General features: G+C 45.1%; 14 protein-coding genes. 8 read left to right on the top strand and 6 right to left on the bottom strand.

All coding sequences use genetic code 11. The features are described from left to right. Positions 1 to 66 precede the first annotated feature (66 nt). The 3 genes from glmS to MusilaSJ_RS13780 all read right to left on the bottom strand — a co-directional run bounded on the left by glmS (position 67) and on the right by MusilaSJ_RS13780 (position 4,336). Positions 67 to 1,902, bottom strand: a complete 1,836-nt coding sequence (glmS, locus tag MusilaSJ_RS13790; protein ID WP_274985555.1) for a glutamine--fructose-6-phosphate transaminase (isomerizing) — start codon at positions 1,900 to 1,902, stop codon at positions 67 to 69. Between the two features lie 190 nt (positions 1,903 to 2,092). Then, on the bottom strand, positions 2,093 to 3,445 hold the full coding sequence (locus tag MusilaSJ_RS13785; RefSeq protein ID WP_274985554.1) for a DUF4270 family protein: 1,353 nt from the start codon (positions 3,443 to 3,445) through the stop codon (positions 2,093 to 2,095). Between the two features lie 66 nt (positions 3,446 to 3,511). After that, the gene (locus tag MusilaSJ_RS13780) at positions 3,512 to 4,336 is read right to left on the bottom strand and encodes a glycogen/starch synthase (protein ID WP_274985553.1); all 825 of its coding nucleotides are present in this window, start codon (positions 4,334 to 4,336) and stop codon (positions 3,512 to 3,514) included. A 126-nt stretch (positions 4,337 to 4,462) separates the two neighbouring features. Here MusilaSJ_RS13780 and panC point away from each other — a divergent pair, with 126 nt between their 5' ends. Both panC and panD read left to right on the top strand, forming a co-directional pair. Next, positions 4,463 to 5,320, top strand: coding sequence for a pantoate--beta-alanine ligase (panC, locus tag MusilaSJ_RS13775; protein WP_274985552.1), 858 nt, complete (start codon positions 4,463 to 4,465; stop codon positions 5,318 to 5,320). A gap of 128 nt (positions 5,321 to 5,448) precedes the next feature. Beyond that, positions 5,449 to 5,799 (top strand): aspartate 1-decarboxylase, encoded by a 351-nt coding sequence (panD, locus tag MusilaSJ_RS13770; protein ID WP_110587810.1) that lies wholly within the window; start codon positions 5,449 to 5,451, stop codon positions 5,797 to 5,799. A gap of 21 nt (positions 5,800 to 5,820) precedes the next feature. Here the strand turns inward: panD and MusilaSJ_RS13765 are convergent, their stop codons facing one another. Beyond that, positions 5,821 to 6,348, bottom strand: a complete 528-nt coding sequence (locus MusilaSJ_RS13765; RefSeq protein ID WP_274985551.1) for a hypothetical protein — start codon at positions 6,346 to 6,348, stop codon at positions 5,821 to 5,823. A gap of 329 nt (positions 6,349 to 6,677) precedes the next feature. Here MusilaSJ_RS13765 and carB point away from each other — a divergent pair, with 329 nt between their 5' ends. The 3 genes from carB to MusilaSJ_RS13750 all read left to right on the top strand — a co-directional run bounded on the left by carB (position 6,678) and on the right by MusilaSJ_RS13750 (position 10,761). Continuing rightward, positions 6,678 to 9,494, top strand: coding sequence for a carbamoyl-phosphate synthase large subunit (gene carB, locus MusilaSJ_RS13760; protein WP_274985550.1), 2,817 nt, complete (start codon positions 6,678 to 6,680; stop codon positions 9,492 to 9,494). A 99-nt stretch (positions 9,495 to 9,593) separates the two neighbouring features. After that, positions 9,594 to 10,241, top strand: a complete 648-nt coding sequence (locus tag MusilaSJ_RS13755) for a hypothetical protein (protein ID WP_274985549.1) — start codon at positions 9,594 to 9,596, stop codon at positions 10,239 to 10,241. 58 nt (positions 10,242 to 10,299) lie between these two features. After that, on the top strand, positions 10,300 to 10,761 hold the full coding sequence (locus MusilaSJ_RS13750) for a hypothetical protein (RefSeq protein WP_274985548.1): 462 nt from the start codon (positions 10,300 to 10,302) through the stop codon (positions 10,759 to 10,761). A gap of 2 nt (positions 10,762 to 10,763) precedes the next feature. Here MusilaSJ_RS13750 and MusilaSJ_RS13745 read toward each other — a convergent pair whose 3' ends face one another. Further along, positions 10,764 to 11,228, bottom strand: coding sequence for a DUF4920 domain-containing protein (locus tag MusilaSJ_RS13745; protein ID WP_274985547.1), 465 nt, complete (start codon positions 11,226 to 11,228; stop codon positions 10,764 to 10,766). A gap of 223 nt (positions 11,229 to 11,451) precedes the next feature. On the opposite strand from MusilaSJ_RS13745, the gene MusilaSJ_RS13740 reads away from it, so the two are divergent. After that, the gene (locus tag MusilaSJ_RS13740; protein WP_274985546.1) at positions 11,452 to 12,822 is read left to right on the top strand and encodes an NHL repeat-containing protein; all 1,371 of its coding nucleotides are present in this window, start codon (positions 11,452 to 11,454) and stop codon (positions 12,820 to 12,822) included. A gap of 330 nt (positions 12,823 to 13,152) precedes the next feature. On the opposite strand, the gene MusilaSJ_RS13735 is transcribed toward MusilaSJ_RS13740, so the two are convergent. Beyond that, entirely contained in the window at positions 13,153 to 14,685 is a 1,533-nt protein-coding gene (locus tag MusilaSJ_RS13735) for a serine hydrolase (RefSeq protein WP_274985545.1), read from the bottom strand. A 102-nt stretch (positions 14,686 to 14,787) separates the two neighbouring features. Between MusilaSJ_RS13735 and MusilaSJ_RS13730 the strand changes: the two genes are divergently transcribed. Together MusilaSJ_RS13730 and MusilaSJ_RS13725 are read left to right on the top strand one after the other, a co-directional pair. Further along, a complete protein-coding gene (locus MusilaSJ_RS13730; RefSeq protein ID WP_274985544.1) occupies positions 14,788 to 16,977 on the top strand; it encodes a S9 family peptidase in 2,190 nt (729 codons plus the stop codon). 112 nt (positions 16,978 to 17,089) lie between these two features. Further along, the gene (locus MusilaSJ_RS13725; protein ID WP_274985543.1) at positions 17,090 to 17,581 is read left to right on the top strand and encodes a hypothetical protein; all 492 of its coding nucleotides are present in this window, start codon (positions 17,090 to 17,092) and stop codon (positions 17,579 to 17,581) included. Positions 17,582 to 17,637 lie beyond the last annotated feature (56 nt).

The raw sequence follows: 17,637 nt of genomic DNA, 5'->3' as shown, positions 1-17,637 counted from the left end.
AATAACAAAACCCCTGCCGTTATTGGCAGGGGCTGGTAAAAATCAGATTTTATTATTAACAAAACCTTATTCAACAGTAACCGACTTGGCCAGGTTACGGGGCTGATCAACGTTACAGCCGCGCATTACAGCTATGTGATAAGCCAGTAACTGCAGCGGGATAGTTGCCACTAACGGTACAAATGCCTCATTGGTTTGCGGGATCTCTATCACATAATCGGCCATGCCTTTTACTTCGGTATCGCCTTCGGAAACAATGGCAATGACGTGGCCTTTGCGGGCTTTTACTTCCTGTATGTTACTGATCACCTTTTCGTATGATGAATGTTTGGTGGCGATGAACACCACCGGCATTTCATCATCAATTAAGGCGATAGGGCCATGTTTCATCTCAGCGGCAGGATAACCTTCGGCATGGATGTAGGAGATCTCCTTGAGCTTTAAAGCGCCTTCCAGCGCTACAGGGAATGAGCTGCCCCTGCCCAGGAACAGGCAATTGGTCGAATCTTTAAACCGGGCTGCAATTTGCCGGATATGTTCGTTTGATTTCAGCGCCTCCTGTACCAGGTTCGGGATCTCGTTTAAGCCGGTTAAATATTCAACCATTTTGCTTTGGGTGATTTTACCCCGCTGCTGGGCTATGTAAAAAGCTATCAGCGTTAGTACGCTTACCTGGGCGGTGAAGGCTTTGGTGGATGCTACGCCAATTTCGGGCCCGGCATGGGTATACACACCCGCATGTGTTAAACGCGGAATAGATGCACCTACCACATTACAAATGCCGAAAATGGTAGCGCCTTTTTCCTTAGCCAGTTCTATGGCGGCCATGGTATCGGCTGTTTCGCCCGATTGGGAAATGGCTATCACCAGGTCTTTTTCAGTAATGATTGGGTTGCGGTACCTGAACTCGGAGGCATATTCAACTTCTACCGGCACACGCGCGTATTCTTCAATCAGGTATTCTCCTACCAAACCCGCATGCCAGGAGGTACCGCAGGCTACGATAATGATCCTGTCAACGTTTTTAAGCTTCTCAGTGTATTCCTTAATGCCACCAAGCTGAACTTTGCCCTGCTGGGGGTAAATACGGCCGCGCAGGCAGTCGCGGATGGAACGGGGCTGCTCATAGATCTCTTTCATCATGAAATGGTCGTAGCCGCCTTTTTCAAGCATTTCAAGTTTTAGGTCCAGCTCCTGGATGTAGGGGGTTTGTACCGAATTGTCGATGTTTTTTACCAGTAAGCTTTCACGGTGTACATAGGCAATTTCGTTATCGTTCAGGTAGATCACATTTTTGGTATATTCCACAATAGGTGTAGCGTCTGAAGCTATGAAATATTCGCCTTTGCCTACGCCAATCACCATGGGGCTGCCTTTACGGGCCGCAATAAGCAAATCGGGCTCATCGGCACTCATAATCACAATGGCGTATGCGCCTATCACTTTGTTTAAAGCCACGCGTACGGCATCTTTCAAATCAAGACCGGTTTCCTTTTGGATATCCTCAATCAGGTGTATTAAAACCTCAGTATCCGTATCGCTTTTTAAAACATGGCCTTTAGCTGCAAGGGTTTCCTTGATCACTCCATAGTTTTCAATAATACCGTTGTGGATAATGGTGAGTTTTCTGTCGCCTGATGAGTGGGGGTGCGAGTTACGGTCGCTCGGTTCGCCGTGGGTGGCCCAGCGGGTATGGCCCATTCCAATTGTTCCCTTCAGGTCAATCCCCTTCACAAAATTTTCAAGGTCCTCAACCTTGCCGGCCTTTTTATAAACTTTAAGGTCATGATTAAGCAGGGCGACACCGGCACTGTCATAGCCCCGGTATTCGAGCCTGTGAAGCCCTTTTATAACAATAGGGTAAGCATCCCTGAATCCTATATAACCAACAATTCCGCACATAAAATAATCAAGTATAAATGTTAAACGCCGCAAAATAAACAGCTATATAACACATATCAGCAATAATTATTTTGATTTTTTTCGAAAAAGACGAAGTTTTAAAATACTTAAAAAAGTATTTTAAGAAGTGTATTTGTCTTAAACAAAAAAATCCCCTAAGCGGGGATTCTTTTGTTTATTGAAAGATATCTTACTTGCGGACCTTGGTGTAAATGATGTTCATGCGGATGCTATAACCCGGGGTTGCCTTATCACTCCCCACTATCACCGTACGGGCTGCCGTTTGTGTTGACGGCGCCACGTCAATACCTGTTGTGGTGTTAATAAGTGTAGTATCAACCGGGGCAATGTAGGTGCCGTAATCAACTGTTTTTTTACGGATCAGGTCCTGAACAAAAGCTGTAACCAGGAAATGGTATTCTTTTTTGGTACGGTCATAATTGCCGCCAAATAAACTTGTTTGCGAACGCGGGTCACTTGCAGATGCATCCTGTATCAGTGCCCGTTGTTTAGCTATATCCAGCTTGTACATGGTAAGCTTAGGTAAAGGCGCATAAGGTACACCTGAACCCGCGCGCGGGGTGATAACAATTTCGGCACGGTTTAACACTACCGATGAGTCAACAAGCTTGTCAAGGCCGGGGAAACTAAGCTTAGCCCTTAAGCCTGCAAGCCCCTGGAGGTAAACCGTATTTTGCGATGTTGTTGTATTATTCAGGGCTGCCTGGATAGTAGTACTATAAGTATGCGTAATTTCGGCAGCACGGTTAAAGAACGGCAGGGTTACGGATGCCGTATCAATGGTACTGGATGTTGTACTGGTGGAGGCGGTAACAACCTTATAAAAAACATCAATTTGCGATGAGGCCAGATTGAGCTGAATAATACCGCCGGCATCGCTGGCCTGTGCCTTGTCTAATGAAAGGTAAAGGCCTTTTATAGTACTTTGAAAAGTTGTTGGTGATGCAAGTACAGCACCGCTTGCATTAAACAGGTTGTTATAGATAAAAGCTTTACTAAGCGGTACACGTAACTGAGGTGCTACGCGCTGAACGGTATCTAATGTGTCGGTACGGATGCGGGCTATGGTGATACTATCATGCGTACGGGCTGTGAAGGTCTTAGACCCAAGCAAAGTGCCCAGATCGGCATCCCAGTGGTTATTGCTGTAATAAGTTTTGCTTTCTACCTTTTGTTGAAGCTGATACACGTTTATTTTATAGCGTGAAGCCAGCGAATCGCCATAAAAACCGTCAGCATATTTTAGCACAAGTACAGCCGAGTCGATTGTCAGGGTACCCGCGGGAACTGTGTAAGCGGCACCGTTAGGCAGGTTAACACCTAAAGCAACGATACTTTTTGTTGTTCCAAATACAGGATCGGTAAAGTTGGCAAGCGGTGTCCGGGTTTGAGCCGAGGTAGCTGCGGTATCATCAACAACAGTGTTAATAACGATGTTAGTATCAACTATCAGGTTGCCATTGATCTCGTTTTGATCATTGACGCCCAAACCAATACCATCCTGGCGTTTACAACTGTTCAAAATAAAAAGACTTATTAACAGGGTCAATAAGTCTAATCGGAAAAATTTCATATATAATATTAAGTCTTATGCAACATCCACCAATTCGTCGTTGGTAATTTCGTCGTAAAAATTGTAATAATTTTCGAAATCTGCGGTAGAATCAAAGTCTAAAACCGATTTATTGCTGTTTTTAACATTATTTAACACATCTGCATCAATATCAGGGCTGCCTAAAACAATACCATCTGAGTAGTGGATTGCACCGGCATACAGCGCCGAATTGGTGCCGCCTTTGTACGGCTCCACATGCTGCTCGTTCATATTGCTCATGATGGCTTTTGTAGCAAAGTCATTGTGCAATTGCTCTTTGAAATCATTTTCATAAATAGAGTAAATGATTTTTGAGTGCTTAAATGTAGGATCGTCTTTGTAGGTTGTTTTCAGATAAGCAGGCACAAGCGCGCTCATCCAGCCGTGGCAATGGATCACATCCGGTGCCCAACCTAATTTTTTAACAGTTTCCAATGCGCCTTTGCAAAAGAAAATCATGCGCTCGTCATTGTCGGCATAAAACTTACCGTCTTTGTCTGCAAACACATGCTTACGCTGAAAATATTCTTCATTATCCAAAAAATACACCTGCATACGCGCCGCCGGGATAGATGCTACTTTGATGATCAGCGGGTTATCATTATCGTCGATAATAATATTCATACCTGACAACCTGATCACTTCATGAAGCCTGTTCCTGCGCTCATTGATATTGCCGAAACGCGGCATAAGGATACGGATCTCGTAACCTTTCTCCTGCATGGCCTGCGGAAGTTGGCGTGTTATTTCAGCAATTTTTGTGAGTTCAAGGAAAGGGGACATTTCATGAGTTATAAACAAAAGCTTAGATTTACCCATCACTAAATCAGTATTTAAAATGTAAAGAAGTCAAAAAATTTGAGTTTGCAAATATAACTATTATTATATAAACTGCCAACGAATTATGCAAGTTACTTTTGGTTATTTTTAATCAATTGTACACCTTTGCCAAATTTTGTAACACCTATTACGTTGAAAATATTCAGCACTAAAAATGAGATAACCGATTATTTTAACCGTAAGCCGGTAAAAGTAATTGGCTTTGTACCTACCATGGGCGCATTGCATAAAGGGCACCTGGGTTTAATTGAACTGGCAAAGCAGCAAAGCACCCAGGTTGTTTGCAGCATTTTTGTAAATCCCACCCAGTTTAACGACCCCAAGGACCTTGAAAAATACCCCCGACCCATTACTGACGATATCCGCCGCCTTGAGGAAGTTAACTGCGATATTTTGTTTAATCCGCAGGTTACCGAGATGTATGCTGATAATGAAAAATGGCATTTTGACATGGGCGATCTGGAGCGCCTGCTGGAAGGAAAATTCAGGCCGGGGCATTACCAGGGCGTTACACAGGTGGTAAATAAGCTGTTCAATATTGTAAAGCCCGATATCGCTTTTTTCGGGCAGAAGGATTACCAGCAGTTTATGGTGATCAGTAAAATGGTTGAGGTACTGGAGATGCCCGTTAAGCTGGTGATGTGCCCGATTGAACGTGAGCCCGACGGCTTGGCCATGAGCTCAAGGAACATTCACCTCACCCCGTATGACAGGGAACACTCGCTCATTCTCTCCAAAGCACTTAACTGGGTTAATGAAAACTTCGGTATTAACAAAATTGACACCCTGCAGCAGCAGGCAGCTCAAATGATCAGCAACGAACCCGGCGTTGAGCTGGAGTATTTTGAAATAGCCGATGGCAAAACACTGCATCATGCCAACCCCGCATCCGAAACAATTGTTGCCCTTGTTGCAGCACGCGTAGGTAAAACAAGATTGATTGATAATGTGTTGATTTCTTAGTCGATAGCCCATAGTCGATAGTCCATGGACGCTTCAGTAGACTGGTTATCCGGCCGATGAAAAATCTTTTACAATCTATGGACTATCGACTATGGACTATCGACTAAATTTATTCCTAACTTTGCGCCATGATAATTGAAATATTAAAGTCCAAAATTCACCGGGTTAAGGTAACGCAGGCGGAGTTGAATTATGTGGGCAGTATCACTATTGATGAAGACCTGATTGAGGCTGCAAATATCATCCCCAACGAAAAGGTTCAGATAGTGAACAATAATAACGGCGCGCGATTTGAAACTTATGTTATCAAAGGCGAGCGCGGAACAGGCACCGTATGCCTTAACGGAGCTACAGCCCGTCTGGCACAGGTAGGCGATATTGTGATCATTATGTCATATGCATATATGGAAACAGAGGAAGCCCGTAATTACGAACCTATTTTGATATTCCCCGATTCAGATAACAAACTGATTAAGTAAGTTTTTTGTGCGGTCGCCGGTTTAATTAGCCGGGTACGACCCAATTCCCAATGATACTTTCAGGCTGGCATCAGTTGCCGTAGCTTTACGCAAACGGTAAACCATCCGGATGCGCACGCTTGGTTGCCGCACCAGTTCGTCTAAAAAGTGTGAGTTGTCAATGTCAAGTACGATGCTGTTGCCGGCGTTGGGTTGGATATCTTTACGTATGGCAACCATCACCTCTTCGCTGCCATCATTTTTAGCCATGTATACCCTTAATGAAGCTATATTGCCGATGTTATAATCTGATGGATCGCTCGACTGCAGTTTGGCTGATATGATACGCACCTCGCTTATCCTGCTGGCATTGTTGCCATCTTTAGTAAAATCCTGGTCAAAGCTGTTGCCCGTGCTAACTGCTGTTTGCGCCTCATCAACTTTGGCCGATGCCGGGATAACCATAGTAGCAGTATACGGAAAAGTAGATTTAACAACTGATTGCAGCATAGCACAGCTGCCCCAAAATAAAATAGCCGCAAGCAACGGAAAAACAGGCTTCTTTATCATAGTCCTTAAATATAACGTATTTGCGCCAGGGCGCAATTACAGGTTCAATTGGAAATTACAGGCCGGGCTGTAAGTAAATATAGTGAGATTTTACGGAAATTGTAAGCCTATTGTTTTAAGAAAATGTGCCCCGAAACTTAAAAAGGGCCGCGTGTTATTGCGACAATATTAAATCTGAAAAAAAACATGAATGGTGTTTGTTAAAACTCTATCTTTGCACCCCGACGCTGAAGTCGGGATTTCTTGGCTTTCAGCGCATAGGAAAAACCGTTTAAAGGCTTAAATGCCTTTGACTTTTGACTTAGAACTTTTGACTTAAAAAAAGCCCTATGCCCAAAGACACCTCCATCAAATCCGTTCTGATCATTGGCTCCGGCCCAATCATTATCGGCCAGGCTTGCGAATTTGATTATTCCGGCTCACAAGCCGCTCTCTCGTTAAAAGAAGAAGGCATCTCCGTTTCTATTATTAACAGCAATCCGGCAACTATCATGACGGATAAAGTTATCAGCGACCATGTTTACCTTCTGCCGCTCACCTGCGAAAGCATTGAGAAAATTTTAACCGAACAGCAGATAGACGCTGTGCTGCCTACCATGGGTGGTCAAACCGCGTTGAACCTTTGTATCGAAGCGTCTGAACGCGGCATATGGGAAAAATATGGCGTTAAAGTTATCGGTGTAGACATCGCCGCCATCGAAAAAACCGAAAACCGTGAGGCTTTCCGCCAACTGATGGTTGATATCGGCGTAGGCGTTGCCAAATCAAAGATCGCCAATTCTTTCCTCGAAGGTAAAGAAGGCGCGCAGGAAATTGGCTTCCCGCTGGTTATTCGCCCAAGCTATACCCTGGGCGGTAAAGGCGCGGGTTTCGTTCACAGAAAAGAAGATTTCGACGCTGCCCTTAACCGTGGCTTACAAGCTTCACCAACCCACGAGGTATTGGTTGAGCAGGCTGTATTAGGCTGGAAAGAATACGAGTTAGAGTTGTTGCGCGACAGCAACGACAACGTGATCATCATCTGTTCTATCGAGAACTTTGATCCGATGGGGATCCACACCGGCGACTCGATCACCGTGGCCCCTGCCATGACCCTGAGCGATCGTTGCTACCAGGAAATGCGTAACCAGGCCATCAAAATGATGCGCGCCATAGGTAATTTTGCCGGCGGTTGTAACGTACAGTTTTCGGTGAACCCTGCCGATGAAGAGATCATCGCCATCGAGATTAACCCGCGTGTGTCACGTTCATCGGCCCTTGCATCAAAAGCTACCGGTTACCCTATCGCTAAAATTGCTGCCAAGCTGGCCATAGGTTACAACCTTGATGAAATTGAAAACCAGATCACCAAAACCACTTCGGCTTATTTTGAGCCTACTTTGGATTATGTGATCGTTAAAATACCTCGCTGGAACTTTGATAAGTTCAAAGGCGCTAACAGAGAACTTGGCCTGCAGATGAAATCGGTAGGTGAGGTGATGGGCATTGGCCGCAGCTTTACCGAGGCTTTACAGAAAGCCTGCCAAAGCCTGGAGATCGGTCGTGCCGGTTTAGGTGCCGACGGTCGTCAGAGCCGCAACCTCGAAGAGATCATGGCCAGTCTTGAGCACCCAAGTTGGGACAGGCTATTCCACATCTATGACGCCCTGAGCCTTGGTGTGCCAATCGAATCGGTACGTAAAGTAACCAAGATCGATCGCTGGTTCCTGAACCAGATCCAGGAATTGGTTAACCTGGAAACAGAGCTTCGCCGTTATTCATTGAACAACGTTCCTGAAGAATTCCTGTACACCCTGAAACAAAAAGGTTTCTCCGACGTGCAGATAGCCCACATTTTGGGTAACGTTACCGAGGAGGATGTGTACCAGCGCCGTAAGGCTTTAGGCATGCACCGCGTTTACAAAATGGTTGATACCTGCGCTGCCGAGTTCCCCGCTAAAACTCCATACTACTATTCGAGCTACGAAGGCGAAAACGAGTCGGTAGCATCTGACAGGAAAAAGATCATTGTATTAGGCTCGGGCCCTAACCGCATAGGCCAGGGTATAGAGTTTGATTACAGCTGTGTTCACGGGCTGCTTGCAGCCAAGGAAGCCGGTTTTGAAGCTATCATGGTTAACTGTAACCCTGAAACTGTATCAACCGACTTTAACATGGCCGATAAGCTGTACTTTGAGCCTGTTTACTGGGAGCATGTACGCGAGATCATCGAGCTTGAAAAACCTTATGGGGTAATTGTTCAGCTGGGTGGCCAAACAGCCCTTAAAATGGCTGAGAAAATGCACGAGCACGGCATCCGGATCATTGGTACATCATTCAATGATATGGATATTGCCGAAGACCGCGGCCGTTTCTCCGACCTGCTGAAGGATCTTGATATCCCATACCCTAAATATGGTGTAGCCGAAAGTGCGGAAGAAGCGCTTGAAGTTGCCCACAAAGTTGGTTACCCGGTACTTGTACGCCCAAGCTATGTATTAGGCGGGCAGGGCATGAGCATTGTGATTAACGATGAAGACCTTGAAAAAGCTGTGGTAAGCCTGCTGCGCAACCTGCCGGGCAACCGTGTGCTGATCGACCATTTCCTTGACCGTGCCGCTGAGGCCGAGTCTGATTCGATCAGCGATGGCGAGGATGTACATATTGTAGGGATCATGGAGCACATTGAGCCTGCCGGCATCCACTCGGGCGATTCATTCGCTGTATTGCCTCCGTTCGATCTGTCGGACAATGTAATCCACCAGATAGAAGAATATACCAAAAAGATAGCTAAAGCGCTTAACGTACGCGGTTTGCTTAACATACAATTCGCTGTTAAGGATGATAAGGTGTATGTGATTGAAGCTAACCCGCGTGCTTCACGTACCGTGCCTTTCATCGCCAAAGCTTATGATGTGCCATACATCAATATAGCTACAAAGGTTATGCTTGAAGCCAATAAACTGAGCGACTTTACCATCGAGCGCAAACTGTGGGGCTACGCTATCAAAGAACCGGTATTCTCATTTGATAAATTCCCTGAAGTTACCAAGGAGCTTGGCCCTGAAATGAAATCGACAGGTGAGGCTATCCGCTTTATCCCTAACCTGCAGGACCCATACTTCAGGCACCTGTACAAAGAGAAATCAATGTATTTGAGTAAATAATTAAAACATTAAATTGCAGCCTTTGTAGTTTAATTGCTAATAACGTGAACCTGCAACCCTAATTGCAGGTTCACTATTGTTGTATTTAGTTGCTATAGATTGAAAGTTAATACGGCTAATGGTCAGGAAATCAACCTGAAGAGTGTTGATCCTGAAGATATGGATGGTGTTTTAGTGAAAATTGAAAAATCATTTAACATCAGTTTAAACGATACATCGGTAAATGATGTGCAAAACTTTGGTAAACTTTGCGACGTTGTTGTTGAAAAAGTAAAAAAAACAAATGATGGCTGTACCACACAGCAGGCGTTTTACAAACTCCGTAATGCCATCAATGCATCATCGGGGTATGATAAGGATATCATAAAACCCCAAACCAAACTCGCTGATCTTTTTCCGCGCGACAGCCGTATTGAGGCTGTGGCTGCCATTGAAGAAGAGATGGGTTTCCAGATCCGTTTGCTTCAGCCGAAGCAATGGATAGTTAACCTGTTTTCCATGATATTGGTAGTTAGCTTTGTTTTGGCCTTTTATTACCTGGCCATAGGTATTGCCGGTATGGTAATAGCCGGGATAGGTTTAAAACTGGCCGGGCGTTTTGGCAAAGAGATGCATGTAAAAACCATCGGCGACCTGGCCGAAAAAATTGCCCGCGAACATTATATGAAATGCAAACGCGAAGCATCTGCAGTAAACAAAAACGAGGTTTCCGAAAAATTAAGGCAGCTCATTGTAACAAACGCGTAGGTGTAGTCGTCAGGGTTAACAGACATACGTTAACTTTAAACGATTAATCTATCCTGCTTTGAAAATTACCTTTATCCTGCTTTTTGCCCTGTTGGCGTGTGGGGGAGTAAAAGTTCATGCCCAGTCCAAAAATGCCATTGGTTTGGGATTAGGCCTTAATACCTCCCGTGAAAAAAACGCCGGCTACGGCGGCCTTTTACAAGGTGAAATTAAAATAACAAAAGCAGTAAGCATTACGCCTTATCTAAGCGTGGAAGAGCCATACTACGTAGTGGGAGGACTTTCGGGCAGATATTACTTCAATAAATTAATCTATGTGTCGGCCGGTGCATTGGGTTACTTTGATTCTGATTATAGCGGTTACGGCGGCACCGGCGGGGCAGGTTTTATTCTGCTGTCAGGGCGCCATCAAATACTCGATCTTAATGTTCATGGCGATTATTTGAAAAAAGGGTCCCAGGTTACGCCTTTTGCCGGCTTGAGGCTTATTTACAGCTTTTCATTTACCCGGCTTGAATAGCTTTATTTATCTATCATTAACCCTTTTACTTCAAAGCTAACCTTACGGCCGGGGTTGGTATTTACCTTATGCTGCTTTTTGCCGCTAACCGTATCGCCGGCCATGTGTTGCAGGTCATCGGCAATAAATTGTTTGGCTGCTATTCCCGAAATGATTACCGTACGGCCAGCCAATTGCCTGGGGAGGCTCACCCCTGCATTGGTGAAATGGGCTGTTATAACCCGGTTGTTACCCGCATCCATTTCAAACCAGCCGCCTTTTTCTTTAGTTACTTTAATAACCCTGCCGCCAATGGCCGTAGTGATCCGTGTTTTTTTACCCATAAAAGCTTCCAGTTTGGAGGCGGGCATTAAGGCTATCGTGTCGGGCTTTTCGCCAAATATCATTCCGTGGGGTAGCGGCACATGTTTTTGCGCAATAGCTGTATTGGCTATCAAAATGGATATGAATAACGTGATGAGTTTCATAGTAAATTAATAACAGGTATACACCAAAAATGTTGCCGGATTTTGATGGCTTTACCTCCGTGAGCAAGCAGTTGACAGGTTTTATTTGTGTTTGCAGGGCGGCGGAGCCTTTTGGTAAGTAATAAGTATGTTAATATTTGTTAAAATGTTACTTTAAAGTAATTTGCTACGTATTGATAAGTTAATTTTGCTTACTTACTACATATAACTTTTAAACTAACTCGTGAAAAAGAGCTTTACCAAAACAATTTTATTTGCCGCGTTTTTATTTGCCGTTGCTTTGGCCGGCACAAGCTGTGGTAAAAAAGGAAACGTTACACCCGTAACCGTGCCTGATTTAACCACAATGGATGTGGTGACTGCCGAAAGTGGAACCATAGCCTATACCGGTGGTTTATTTAATGGGTCGACCGATGTGAGCCTGAGCAGCTACGGTATTTGTTACAGTGCCACCAATCAAACCCCTACCACTGCCGATAAGAAAACCACCGATACGGTAATTTTGTACGCCTATACTACAAAACTTACCGGTTTAAGCCCTAAAACAACTTATTATGCACGCGCGTATGCTGTAAATAGTGCGGGTACAGGCTACGGAAAAGTGGTGCAGTTTACCACCGGCGAAGGTACAACATCAACAGGGGGCACAGTTAGCACATTGGCCGGTAATACCGCGGCCGACTTTGTTGACGGTTTGGGCGGCGCTGCTCTTTTTAACAGTCCGCAGGGGGTAACCGCAGGTACCGACGGCAATATTTATGTGGCCGATTCATTTAATAGTGCCATACGCAAAGTTACTGCAGCAGGAGATGTCACTACGCTTTCGGGCAACGGTAGCATTGGCTATGTTGACGGCCCTATAGCCACCGCACAGTTTTATGCTCCGCAAAGTTTGGTTACCGATGCAACAGGCAATATTTATGTAGCCGATTATGGTAATAATAATATCCGCAAAATTACCCCGGCCGGCGTGGTTAGTACTTTTGCAGGCAGCGGCGATGCCGGATATACCGATGGTACAGGCACAAAAGCAACGTTTAACAGTCCGCGCGGGTTAGCAATTGATGGCTCCGGAAATATTTTTGTGGCCGATCTGGGCAATAACCTGATCCGCAAAATAACCCCGGCGGGTGTTGTTACCACATTTGCAGGCAGCAGGGGCGCAAGCTACCTGGATAATGCAACGGCAACCAGCGCTACTTTTAACAAGCCTAACGGTATAGCTATTGATGCCAATAACAATATCTATGTAGCCGAAACGCTTAATCACGCCATTCGTAAAATAACCCCTGCGGGTGTTGTTACTACTTTTGCTGGCGGTAATAAACAAACTACCCTCCTTGGCGCCCCTTCGGCCATTGCGTTTGATAAAAGCGGGAACCTGTTCATAGCCGATCAGAATGGCAGGATCCTGGAGATCACCAAGGATAAAGTGTTAAAAGTAATTGCCGGTAACGGAACAAGCGGTTTTGCGGAAGGTGTGGGCACTGCAGGGATTTTTAATTCGCCGCAGGGTGTTACCGTTGATGCCGGAAACAATGTTTACGTAGCCGACTATTATAACAACCGTATCCGTAAGATTGTGCTGCAATAAGATTTAATTGTTTAGATATTTTTTCAGCGGGATAGTTTTTCTTTCGGGAAAATTATCCCGCTTTTTTATGTGAGGAGAGGTGAAGTTACACATAGTGGTTTTCTCCTGGTCAAAGGATCTTCTTCATAGCACAGAATTGTATACAGAGGCGAAGAACGGGCTCGTGTATGCATATGACTTGATAATTGCGGTCATGTTGAACTTGTTTCAACACCTCAAGTGCTAAGCAACCATGCTGAGTAAACCGGCCACTTGTCCTGTGGGGTGCCGAAACAAGTTCGGCATGACGTGCAGGGTAGTTCATTCACCTTCATGTAAACTTCCTACCCCCTAATTCTTCTTAAAATCATACGCGCCCCGCTCTACAAAATCAGCAACTTTTACGCGTACTCCCGTAACCTCGCCGTTTTGTACCATGAACGGAAATACAGCTTTCCCCAGTGTAGGGTCAGAGAAAATTACATAAAAGCGGTTGCCGCCAAGTGGTTTTAGTAAGGCATACATTTTAGGGTGATGCTCAAAGCGCATTTCGAGGTTGTTGCCTTCGCCCTGGGTAACCTCCATGCTACCGTAAAAATCGTTGCTGTATTTGCCAATATATTTGTTTGGCAGCAACATTGGTTTGGGGTTTAACAGCACAGAATCCCTCAGCTTTTTATCTTCGGCCTGTTCGGTTGCGATATTGGCTTTGTATTGTTTTAAATAACCTTCGCTGTAATTGCGGAAGGGTTGTTTGAAATAAGCATCTAAAATATCCCAGCGCAGGGCCTCAAACAACTGGTTCTGATCGGTATTGGTTAATATGATGATGCCCAGGTTATCCTGCGGCGAAAGCGTTACTGACGACAAATAGCCGTTAACCCCGCCATCATGCATCACCAGCCTGTGGCCCGAGTAATCCTGGATAAACCAGCCTAAGCCATAAAGCTCAAAGTTATTTTCGCCATTCATATGATGAACACTACTCACAATATCCTGCGGCACACGTGTTGCCTGGATGGCTGCGGAAGGGATCACCTGGCGCTGCCCAACCTTACCGTCGTTCAGTAAAGCAAGTGCCCATTTGCTCATGTCATTTACCGATGAGCTGATAGATCCCGCAGGTGCGATGCCATCTATCTGACAATAAGGGATTGGCGTAAGCCTGCCGTCGACAATAGTATGCGGCACCGTGCGATTTAAGGATGTTGGTAAATCCTTGCTTAGGGCCAAAGTATTGCCCATGCCCAGCGGTGCAAAAATGGCTTCCTTTATGTAAGCTTCCCATGAGTGCCCGTTGGTAACCTTCGGAATGATCTCGCCGGCTGTTAAAAATGCCGCGTTGGTATAACCCCAGCGTGTGCGGAACGGATAGGTGGCTTTAAGCTTGCCCAAACGTTGTATCACCTCCTGGCGGGTAAGGTTGGTATTGTAAAAAGTAAAATCGCCCTGGAAGGTCCGGAAGCCGAGGCGGTGGCAAAGGAGGTCGCGCACTATTACCTGGTCGCTTGCGTTTTTGTCTTCCAGTTTAAATTCCGGTATGTATTTGGTTACCTTGTCATCTAACGACAGCTTTTTGTTTACTTCCAGCATGGCAAGCGCTGTTGCCGTGAAAGCCTTGGTATTGCTGCCTATCATGAACAGGGTGTTTTCATCAACTTTGTTCATGAGGCCAAGCTCTTTAATACCATAGCCCTTCATTAGCACAACCTTGTTGTCTTTCACAATACAAACAGCTATGCCGGGCACTCGCCAGTTGGTTAAGGCCTTGCTGATATAGAGGTCTAAACTATCTTTAATGAACTTGCTCCTGTCGGCCCGCTGGGCGTTTACCGATGCGAAAAATAACATGCAGGCGGCGAGCAATAGAGGTATTTTTTTCATTACAGAGGGCTTTAGATTTCTTTATTGTGCTAATTTAACGCAAAATTTACAGTGACGTTATCTAATAAATAAAAATAACGTTGCTCTATTAATTCAAACTAAATGTATATGAAATTTTACCGTTCGGGATTATTTTTCCTTACTGCGCTATTGTTAATCTTACTGCAAAATACGGCCCGGGCGCAACGGGCCGCCGTTAACTGGACAAAAGACGGCTATCAGTATTACCGTATCACCGGCGGGCAAATTATCATGATTGATGCCCGTGATACTTCAAAGAAAGCTGTTTTTATCACCAAAGAAGAATTGACGCCGGCCGGCAAAGCGCCTATCAGTGTTAAAAGGTTTACAGTGAGCGATGATAACAAAAAAGTGCTCATCAACACCAATACTAAAAAAGTATGGCGCTATGATACCCGCGGCGATTACTGGGTGTATGATTCCAATACCAAAAAGCTTTGGCAGTTGGGTAAAAATCTGCCGGCATCATCATTGATGTTCGCCAAATTTTCGCCCGATGGCAGTAAAGCTGCTTACGTAAGCGGGCATAATATCTACATGGAAGACCTGGCCGATGGTTCGGTAAAACAACTAACTACCGATGGTACCCAAACGCTTATCAACGGTACTTTTGACTGGGCTTATGAGGAAGAGTTTGGCTGCCGCGACGGTTTCCGCTGGTCGCCGGATAGTAAATCAATAGCCTACTGGCAAATAGACGCCGGCAAGATCAAAACTTATTTGATGCTGAACACTACCGATTCGGTTTATCCCTACGTTGTGCCGGTTGAATATCCTGTTGCAGGCGAAGATCCAAGCTCATGTAAAGTGGGCGTTGTGAATACCGCTACCGGTAAAACTACCTGGATCAATGTGCCCGGCGATGCTGTGCAGCATTATATCCCTAATATGGAATGGGCCGATAACTCAAACGAAGTTATTCTTGAACAACTGAACCGTGCGCAAAATGAAAGCCGCGTATTTATCGGCAATGTATCAAATGGTACTACCCGTGTTATCCGCGAAGAGCATAATGATTCATGGATTGATGTTAAAGCTCGTGTAGCCGGCGGCGACCCGGTAGGCTGGGGCTGGATTGAAAAAGGTAAAAGCTTTTTGTGGCTGAGCGAAAAGGATGGCTGGCGCCATTTGTATAAAATAACGCGCGAAGGCAAAGAAAGCCTGATCACCAAAGGCAATTATGATGTGATCGGTATCGACATGATCGACGAAGCTTTGGGTTATGTATATTTCATCGCTTCGCCGGATAATGCTACACAGAAATACCTTTACAAAATAAAATTAAGCGGCGGCACGGCCGAGCGTGTTTCGCCTGCTGATGAACCGGGTACGCATAGCTATGATATTTCGCCTAATGGTAAGGTTGCGCTGCATAATTTCAGCAACAGCTATACCCGCCCGCAAAGCGAGGTGATCAGTTTGCCCGCTCATAAACATATCGGCGGCACTGTAATAACCGTTGATAAAAACGCTAAAAATAAACCCGAGTTTTTCAAAGTAAAAACTGTTGATGGCATTGAAATGGACGGCTGGATGGTAAAACCAACCAATTTCGATCCGAATAAAAAATATCCGGTGCTGTTTACCGTTTATGGCGAGCCGGCCGGACAAACCGTAACAGATACCTGGGGTACGGGCCGTAACAGGCTATATGAAGGCAGCATGGCCGACGACGGGTATATTTACATGTCGGTTGAAGGTCGTGGCGCTCCTACCCCTAAAGGCACCGCGTGGCGCAAGGCTATTTACAAGAACATCGGGATCATCAATATCCGTGATCAGGCTATGGCTGCCAAAGAGATCATTAAATGGCCATTTGTCGACTCAACCCGTATTGCAGTACACGGCTGGAGCGGCGGCGGTTCATCAACCCTTAACCTGATGTTCCAGTATGGAGATATTTATAAAACAGGTATCGCGGTAGCAGCGGTGGGCAACCAGCTTACTTATGATAACATTTACCAGGAGCGCTATATGGGCGTACCAACCGATGATGCCGGCCGTGCAGTGTTTATCAAAGGCTCGCCGGTTACTTATGCTAAGAATTTGAAAGGCAACCTGCTTTACATTCATGGTACGGGCGATGATAATGTGCATTACAAAAATGCCGAGCTGCTGATTGACGAACTGGTGAAATACAACAGGCAGTTTCAGCTAATGTCGTACCCTAACCGTACGCATTCGATATCGGAAGGCGAAGGTACAACACAGCATTTGCGCACGTTATTTACACAGTATCTGAAAGCTAAATGCCCTCCGGGAGGAAGATAAACATATTATATGCAAAGCCCTCATATAGTTCATTATATGAGGGCTTTTGCTTTTGCGGCGAAAAAGAATATGCTGCTGTATCATTACGCTTTTTTTAAGCGTAATCATTGATATGAAACAAATTACGAATCCTGCAAAAGTGTTAGGCTTGTTAGCCGTTGTTTTAGTAACGGCGTTTTGGGGTTGCCATAAAGAGTCGGTAACAAGTGAGCTAAACGTATCGGGAAAATGGATTGTTCCGGCAGCTTATTCAAAACAGTGGATACAATATGAATACGATTTTAAAACCGACCACACATTTGAAGGTACTGTGACCAGTATCGACTCGGTTTCCAAAAAGCTTATCGGAACAGCGTCAAAAAGGGTTGGAAAGTATAAGATCCAGAATTCGGTGTTAACCTTGTATGATATAACCGATTATCAAAATAAAAACAATGCTTTTGGTCCGGTTTCCGAACTGGCGGCGGTTAGCAACGTTATTGCGGTAACGGCGAACTACACTATGGTTTTAAATGCCGGAGGGAATGTACTTACGTTGACATATATATGCGGACCGGCCGACGATTGTACCGCGCCACAGGGTGTGAACTATTTTAAGCAATAACCGATTTATAATTCTGCGGGATATGAAAAATGCCAGTGACAAGTGTTACCGGCATT

The sequence above is a fragment of the Mucilaginibacter sp. SJ genome, from assembly GCF_028993635.1.
Taxonomy (GTDB): domain Bacteria; phylum Bacteroidota; class Bacteroidia; order Sphingobacteriales; family Sphingobacteriaceae; genus Mucilaginibacter.
This window is presented reverse-complemented; position numbering and strand designations above follow the sequence as displayed.

Coding starts and splice junctions, on each gene's coding strand:
- glmS (WP_274985555.1), bottom strand. CDS start 1,902: ATGTGCGGAATTGTTGGTTATATAGGATTCAGGGATGCTTACCCTATT.
- MusilaSJ_RS13780 (WP_274985553.1), bottom strand. CDS start 4,336: ATGGGTAAATCTAAGCTTTTGTTTATAACTCATGAAATGTCCCCTTTC.
- panD (WP_110587810.1), top strand. CDS start 5,449: ATGATAATTGAAATATTAAAGTCCAAAATTCACCGGGTTAAGGTAACG.
- MusilaSJ_RS13765 (WP_274985551.1), bottom strand. CDS start 6,348: ATGATAAAGAAGCCTGTTTTTCCGTTGCTTGCGGCTATTTTATTTTGG.
- carB (WP_274985550.1), top strand. CDS start 6,678: ATGCCCAAAGACACCTCCATCAAATCCGTTCTGATCATTGGCTCCGGC.
- MusilaSJ_RS13745 (WP_274985547.1), bottom strand. CDS start 11,228: ATGAAACTCATCACGTTATTCATATCCATTTTGATAGCCAATACAGCT.
- MusilaSJ_RS13735 (WP_274985545.1), bottom strand. CDS start 14,685: ATGAAAAAAATACCTCTATTGCTCGCCGCCTGCATGTTATTTTTCGCA.
- MusilaSJ_RS13730 (WP_274985544.1), top strand. CDS start 14,788: ATGTATATGAAATTTTACCGTTCGGGATTATTTTTCCTTACTGCGCTA.
- MusilaSJ_RS13725 (WP_274985543.1), top strand. CDS start 17,090: ATGAAACAAATTACGAATCCTGCAAAAGTGTTAGGCTTGTTAGCCGTT.